5 protein-coding genes are annotated in these 6,270 nt (G+C 64.1%); all 5 read right to left on the bottom strand.

Annotated features, from left to right (window positions below; all coding sequences use genetic code 11):
* Nucleotides 1–185: 185 nt before the first annotated feature.
* Complete coding sequence (locus FCN18_RS37475) at nt 186–416, bottom strand: hypothetical protein (RefSeq protein WP_137097435.1); 231 nt, start codon at nt 414–416, stop codon at nt 186–188.
* Nucleotides 417–451: 35 nt separating this feature from the next.
* Nucleotides 452–1,078: a hypothetical protein gene (locus FCN18_RS37470; protein ID WP_137097434.1), complete on the bottom strand. Its 627-nt coding sequence runs from the start codon at nt 1,076–1,078 to the stop codon at nt 452–454.
* Nucleotides 1,079–1,186: 108 nt separating this feature from the next.
* The gene (locus tag FCN18_RS37465) at nt 1,187–3,046 is read right to left on the bottom strand and encodes a hypothetical protein (protein WP_137097433.1); all 1,860 of its coding nucleotides are present in this window, start codon (nt 3,044–3,046) and stop codon (nt 1,187–1,189) included.
* Nucleotides 3,047–3,066: 20 nt separating this feature from the next.
* Nucleotides 3,067–4,329 (bottom strand): hypothetical protein, encoded by a 1,263-nt coding sequence (locus FCN18_RS37460; protein ID WP_137097432.1) that lies wholly within the window; start codon nt 4,327–4,329, stop codon nt 3,067–3,069.
* Complete coding sequence (locus FCN18_RS37455; protein ID WP_137097431.1) at nt 4,326–6,269, bottom strand: DNRLRE domain-containing protein; 1,944 nt, start codon at nt 6,267–6,269, stop codon at nt 4,326–4,328. Before FCN18_RS37455 ends, FCN18_RS37460 begins: the two co-directional genes overlap by 4 nt.
* Between the last annotated feature and the right edge of the window lies 1 nt (nt 6,270).

The raw sequence follows: 6,270 nt of genomic DNA, 5'->3' as shown, positions 1-6,270 counted from the left end.
CAACCGCATACCACTCCACTAAGATAAGAAACACATCATCCGTGGCTTACACGGAAATCATGACAGTGCCAGAGAGACGACCAACAGCACGAGCGCTGTCCACGCGGTCACTCGTGCCCGTTCGTTCCGCGTACTCTTCACAGCCTCTTTGGTGGCAGTGGCGACGATGTCCCGCGCCCGATCACTCACTGCTCCTCCTCGAGGGAGTTGCGGATGTCGTTGACCTCTTCCGGGGTGATCTCCCCGTCAGCGACGGCGGCGAGGAGCTTCTCCGCGGTAGTCTTCGCGGCCTTCTTCGCTGCCTGCTTGGCATCTCTGTGTGGCTTGACGACTGTCGTCCACACCAGAACGAACGCGCTGGCCAGTGAACCCACGAAGGATCCGATCGCGACGAGCAGGTCCCGTACCTCACCCACGAACACCCCCCGCGGATCCGGGCATCAACAACGCCTCAGTACGTCCAGGTGTGCTTCAGGTCGTATCGGGATTTCGTGACCCACGGCTTGTACACCTCGAAGTTGTCGATACGCAGTGCCATGCCCTTGCCCTTCCCGATGTAGCAGTCACGGCGCAGCTTCACTCGGAACTCGCTGCCACGGTCGTCCCACCACACCTCATTCTGCTTTAACGCAGGGATGGTGCCGAAGTACTTCGTGGACACGGTCCCGGCGGACCACTTCTGCTGGTGTGCGTACATGACGCGGATGCCCCAGCGGTCGTCCACGATCGTTCCTTGGGCGAACAGGCAGTACCCGTTTTCCGTACCAGCTGCGGGAACCTGCCACTTCACGTACGCTTGGCGACCCGGGGGAAGCTTCTGCCGGTTCGTTTTGCAGTCGTAGTCCGAGATCCACTGGGTGACTTCGAGCCGCCAGAACGTTTGGTTGTCGTACCAGCCTTCGAGGTACACCCAGTCCCCGTCGTGGACGAACTTCTCCTTGTACGGGTCGGTGTCTGTGTCCCAGTCCTGCGGGGTGCCCCACCGGATCAGCGACTCGGTGGGTGACTGAGGTTCCCACGCCCACTGGCTTACCGGGGTTTCGCCGTTGTAGGCCTGCCCGGCGGCGCGCTGGAACATCAGCGAGTACTGACCGTAGGTTTCGGACTGTGCGTGCACCGGCGGTGCGATCAGTAGCAGGGAGAGGGCAGCAGCAAGCATCAGTCTTTTCACGAATTCCCCCGAAGATTAGGAGCCGGGAATCACTAGCGCTACGAGTGATCCGTTGTGAAACGTGGCGGCAACACCGTTGGTTTGGATTTGCGCTTGAACCCGGATCTCGCCAGTAGGTGTGCCAGTCACCGAATGGGATGCCGACGAGGTACCCCAGTTCGATCCGGTGTCACAGTTGTCCCTGGGACCAATGCCGTTCGACCATGTGGATCCGCCGTCGAGGCTGATCCGCGCGCGCACAGCGACATAACGCTGAGGTGTGTTCGTGTTGTTGAACCCGTTCCCGCTTGCCCACGCCAGTACCGTGACGCTCGTCCCAGGGTTGGCGAACGCGATCGCGCTACCCCAGTTTCCCCAAGCCTCACCGGCGGGTGCGGTGGCAGCGTCAGGTAGTGCCAACTGGCCGGGTCGAGGGGGCTCCAGGCTCCACAGGCGGCCCGTGTCTGTGATGACGTGTGGGATCGCGGAGCCTTCTAGGTCCCGCGTGAACACCCTGGCCCGGTTAGGGCCAGGTATGCCAGGGGAGCCTCCACCTGTCTTCGCTTTGAACGTGGCTGTGATACCGAGCCACTCGCGGAGGGAACTCAATGACCACGTCGACCCGCCTGCTCCGGTGGCTGTGGCGTTCAACGCAGCAGCCTTGCTCTGCACAACCGAGGGGCTACCGGTCGCGGAGCCTGTGGCGGTGCCCAGGTGGGTGAATCCACCGGTCGGGTCGCCGAACGTGACAGGTTCACCACCGTAGCCGCCGACGGCGAACCACAGTTCATTCGCCTGTGTCGTCGTTGTGGTCGTGCCGGTGGAGATGGTGGTGGACGATCCGTTCGCCGTGGTGGACTGGTCCAACGCCACCGCATCGATCCCGATGTACTCGAACAGCGCGCCCGCCTGGTAGGACGGTTGGCTGAAGCTAAAGTTCTCACTCCCGCTCCGGGAGTTGGCGTTCTGGATGTAGTACAAGGAAAGGCGCTGCTGCGCCCTGGTGACCGTGGCGACGAGCGTCCACCCTGCGGGTGGGGTGATCGTCGGCGCGGTGGTACCGGTGCCGGCGGCGATGTGTACGTACGCCAACAGCAGGCTGCCCTTCGCCGTGGTGGACGGCCAGTCGATCCCCAGCAGACTGTCCAGGGTCCCGCCGCGGCTTTCGAACCGGTTCTGCCGCAACCCGGGAGTCAGGAACCCGGCGGGCTGCTCCTGCAACTCGAGGTAGTCCGAGTCGATGCTGGAACCGGCCCCGAAATCGACCCGCCCTGACACGTACACCGACGCTTTGTCCGCCACAGGATCGTGGGACAGGGAAAACCCTTCCTGGCCGGTGCGTTTCCACGCGATCGGCTTGTTCGGGTCCCCGATCTCCAAATGCCATTGGTCGGGGTCGTCGGTCGGTGCGTAGATCTTCGCCGCGCTGAGGACCATCTGCCCCACGTAGGAGCCGTCGATGTTCGGGCCTGTGCCGATGACATCCCGAACCACCCACTCCAGGCCGGCGTTCTCGACGACTACAACCTCACCAAGACCGGGCTCGCGGATCCCTTCGGGGAGCATCGCCCGAACGGGCTGGGACACGCGAGCTTCGATGGGTTCCTCGTCGGTCTCAACATCGTCGAGGCGCACGTTCGCCATCATGTCGTCAGCGAGCGGGTACACGCGCAGCGCGTCGTCAACGGCGAAGCTTTTCCCGGTCGGCAGGGCCGCGGCGAGGGTGATGGCTTCCGCGTTAGGGTCGGCGGCGGTGTAGTCGTACACATCCCCGGTGGGGACGTGATACAGCTGGCCGCCGTCCTCGTTGAAGTCGCCAGTGAACCCGACCGACACAACCTGCGTGCCAGTGGGCGCATCGGCGGTGACTTCGCTCCCTCGGCGGTCGAACCACACCGACTCCACCCGACCGGTTCTCATCGCGTCCACCGGTAGATCGGGGCCTGGCCCCTGCGTCGCCAACTCACTCGACGGTTCAAACCCACGGACATGGACTCCCCCGCCACCAGGGGGATTGTGAACCGCAGCAGAGAGAATTCGATGTGCTGGCCCTCCAAGACCCGCTGGGGTCCGGAGGCGTAGGTTTCGCCGACCATCACAGCCACTCGGTCCCCCTCTTCCAAGTGCGGTATCACCAACGTGTCGAACTCCACCTGCACCTGCGCGGTGATCATCTGGTTGAGGAGACGGTCCCCGAGGTCCTGCGCTTCTCGGCTGTTGTTGACCTGCGCGCCGGTTTCTCGATGCACCATGTTGCGGCGGACGCCGTTACGCCGCAGCGACCACGGCGACAGCGGGTGCGAGGTAGAGGGTCGTGATTCGGTGCGGATCTGCTTCGCGTTCCCCGTGGGCGGGGACCCCACCACCTCAACCACGTTCCTCGTGGAGGCCAGGTCGTAGGCGAGTCTCGGTTTCGACAACAGCGTGCCGTCGTCGCCGGACTTGAACAGCCAGGTTCGATTCTGCGGGTACTCCCTCAGCCTGGCCCGTCCACGACCGTCGTAGAACAACTGCCAGTTCCCGAACCGGGCGATCGAGGATGCCATCTTCCACGCCTCGGCGTAGCGGTCCAAGGACCAGGTGTTGATCATCTTGGAGTTGAAGGCAGGAAAGTCGAACTTGGTCTCCCCCATCGCCGCCAGCACCTGCCGGATCGCGTCCGTGCGCTTGGTCCCCTTGCGGACGGTGAGTGTGTTCCACAACAGCACTGGGTCGAGTGCGAGGACTTCCTTCCCGGATGCGCGGATCGTGACCTGATCCCCATCCTGCTGCAAGCCCGTGATGGGGCCGTGGAACACCGGCACATCCACCCAACCCGGGCCGGCGGAGAGTCCTTCGACGAACACCCCATACTCGGCACTCACGAAGTTGTCTGCGAACGCGGATTCGCTGCCCGGCGCGTCCGGAAGCCACGCTTGGTCCTTGCGCGGCAACAGGATCGTCATGTCCAGGTTGCGTACCGCCCCGGTGCCGCTCGTCGTGCCCTCAGCGAACCCCAACTGGGATGGGGTGCTGGACATGTCGACCTGCACTGACCCGGACAGGATCGACCCCTGAAAGGTGTGGATCACCTTCTCGTCGCGGTCGTGGATCCTCGCCGTGGTGCGGATGCGATGCGACTGTTTCAAGGTCGCCTCGTACGCCGCTTGGTCAGCGGAACTCAACCCCAGGTTGATCATTCGGGGAACTCGCCGACCTGCGCGACATCCACGGATACCTGCCGACGACGCAGATGCGAATCGAGATGCGTGTTCTTCGCTTTGCCCAGCTGCACCGGGATGTTGATGTCACCGAAGATCAGCCTGTACCGGCGGCCAACGTTTTCCTCCCGCTTCATCCACTCGAAGTTCTCGATGAAGTCAGAACCTGCGGGGTCCTCGGCTTCAACGACGCCAGAAACGGGTCCTTCCATGCCACGGATCGCGTCCACGATGTACACCGGGTCCCGCCGACCGATGGGGTAGAACGTCCCCGAGGACTCTCCCACTTCAAGGTCGGGTACCTCAGCGCCGCGTATCCTGACCCTGCGGGGCAGATCGGCGGGGACGTGCAGGGTGTCGAAGTCGTCCACGAGCCACGTCCCCCCAACCTCTGTCAGATCCACCGTGTGGGTTTGTGTGGCGTTGCTCTGGGAGTGCTTGTACACACCGCCATCGAGAACAACCGCCTCGACTTCGAACGTGTGTTCGGTGTTCGCGTTCGCCCCGTACCACACCATCGAGTAGACGATCGGGTTCCCACCGAGGCTGAAGTCGGTGGGGTCGATACGGTCGGCGACCCGCACCCCGTCCACGACGAGACAGAAGTAGTCCGGGGCTCCCTGGCCGGCGGCGCGGTTGAAGGTGAGCTTCACCCCTGGGGCTTCATCGGTCACTGTCAACGTGGTGACGGGCGCGGGTGTGGCTGAGCGAACGAACGTGAACGTCGCCTGGGCCACTTGGCTTCCCGGGTCCCCGGGGATGTTCTCTCGGTCGATGGTGTCCCACGACTGCACCGCCAGTCGGTACTGCTGCCCAGTTTTGGTGATCTTCCCGGCGGGAATGTTGAACGTGAACGGGACCCCGTCCGCTGCGGGGGCGGCGAACCTGCCGAGGTTCCACACATTGATCAGCTGTCCGGTCGGGGTGACCTCGCTGAGGCTGTAGGAGATGGCCTCTTGTGTCCTGCCCGTCAGCGTGGAGGTGATCGGTGGGGTGGTTTCGTCGACCGTCCCCCCGTTGAGGGGGGAGGTGAGGGTGAGGGTTCCCTTGGTGTCCCGCCGGAACGACTGCACCGCCGACCACGGAGACACCAGCCCCGGGACATCACGGGTGCGGACGATCCAGTATCTGGTGGCGCCGTCGGTGAGCCCGGCGTACGCGGTGGTCGCGAGATCCAGCTGCGAGTTCGACGACGCGATCCAGCCCGAATCGAACTCGGGGGTGGGAAACGCGCCCGAAGAGTTCACCGTGGAGGTGGTGGAGATCTGCACCTGGAACTCGGCCTGCTGGTCGCCCTCCCGGTCCTTGAACACCCACTTCAGCACCGGTTTCGCGACCGACACCGACCTACCCCCAGACGGGGCCATGTCCACCGGCGCCAACGGGTTCTGGTTCCACTCGACCACCAGTTGTGGCCGCAACGACGGATCCGACGCCTCCGACGAGTAGAGGCGCCGCGCCACCGTGTCGTTGGTGTTCACCTCGAGGCGGATGCCGTACCACTTCGTCCCGGCGGCGATGTCCGCGAGCATCAAGCTGACGTCGATCTCGACCAGCTGCTTGTCCACGCCGCCTGTGACGTTCGCGGAGCCAGGGTTGGTGGTGGAGCCCATCAGCGGCACAGCGGACCCGTTGGCCCGGTTCCAGGTCAGCAGGGACTCTTTCCACGTGTCCGTAACCCGGCGGGCAGTGATGGTGTGCGGCCCACCGGACCACCCGGAGCCCTGCAGCCACACCCGCAGCTTCGCCGAGGTGATGGTCGACCCCGATGGGGGGATACCGGGGAAGTAGAGGAACGAGTACCTTCGCTGCCCGGTACCCCCGCACACGGTGACGAGGTTCCAGTCGCCGTAGTTCGTGTTCGCCTGGGCCTCGTAGATGAGGGTGTCGTAAGAGGCCCGCGAGCTGTTGGTGGGCACC

The sequence above is a fragment of the Prauserella endophytica genome, from assembly GCF_005146945.1.
Taxonomy (GTDB): domain Bacteria; phylum Actinomycetota; class Actinomycetes; order Mycobacteriales; family Pseudonocardiaceae; genus Prauserella_A; species Prauserella_A endophytica.
This window is presented reverse-complemented; position numbering and strand designations above follow the sequence as displayed.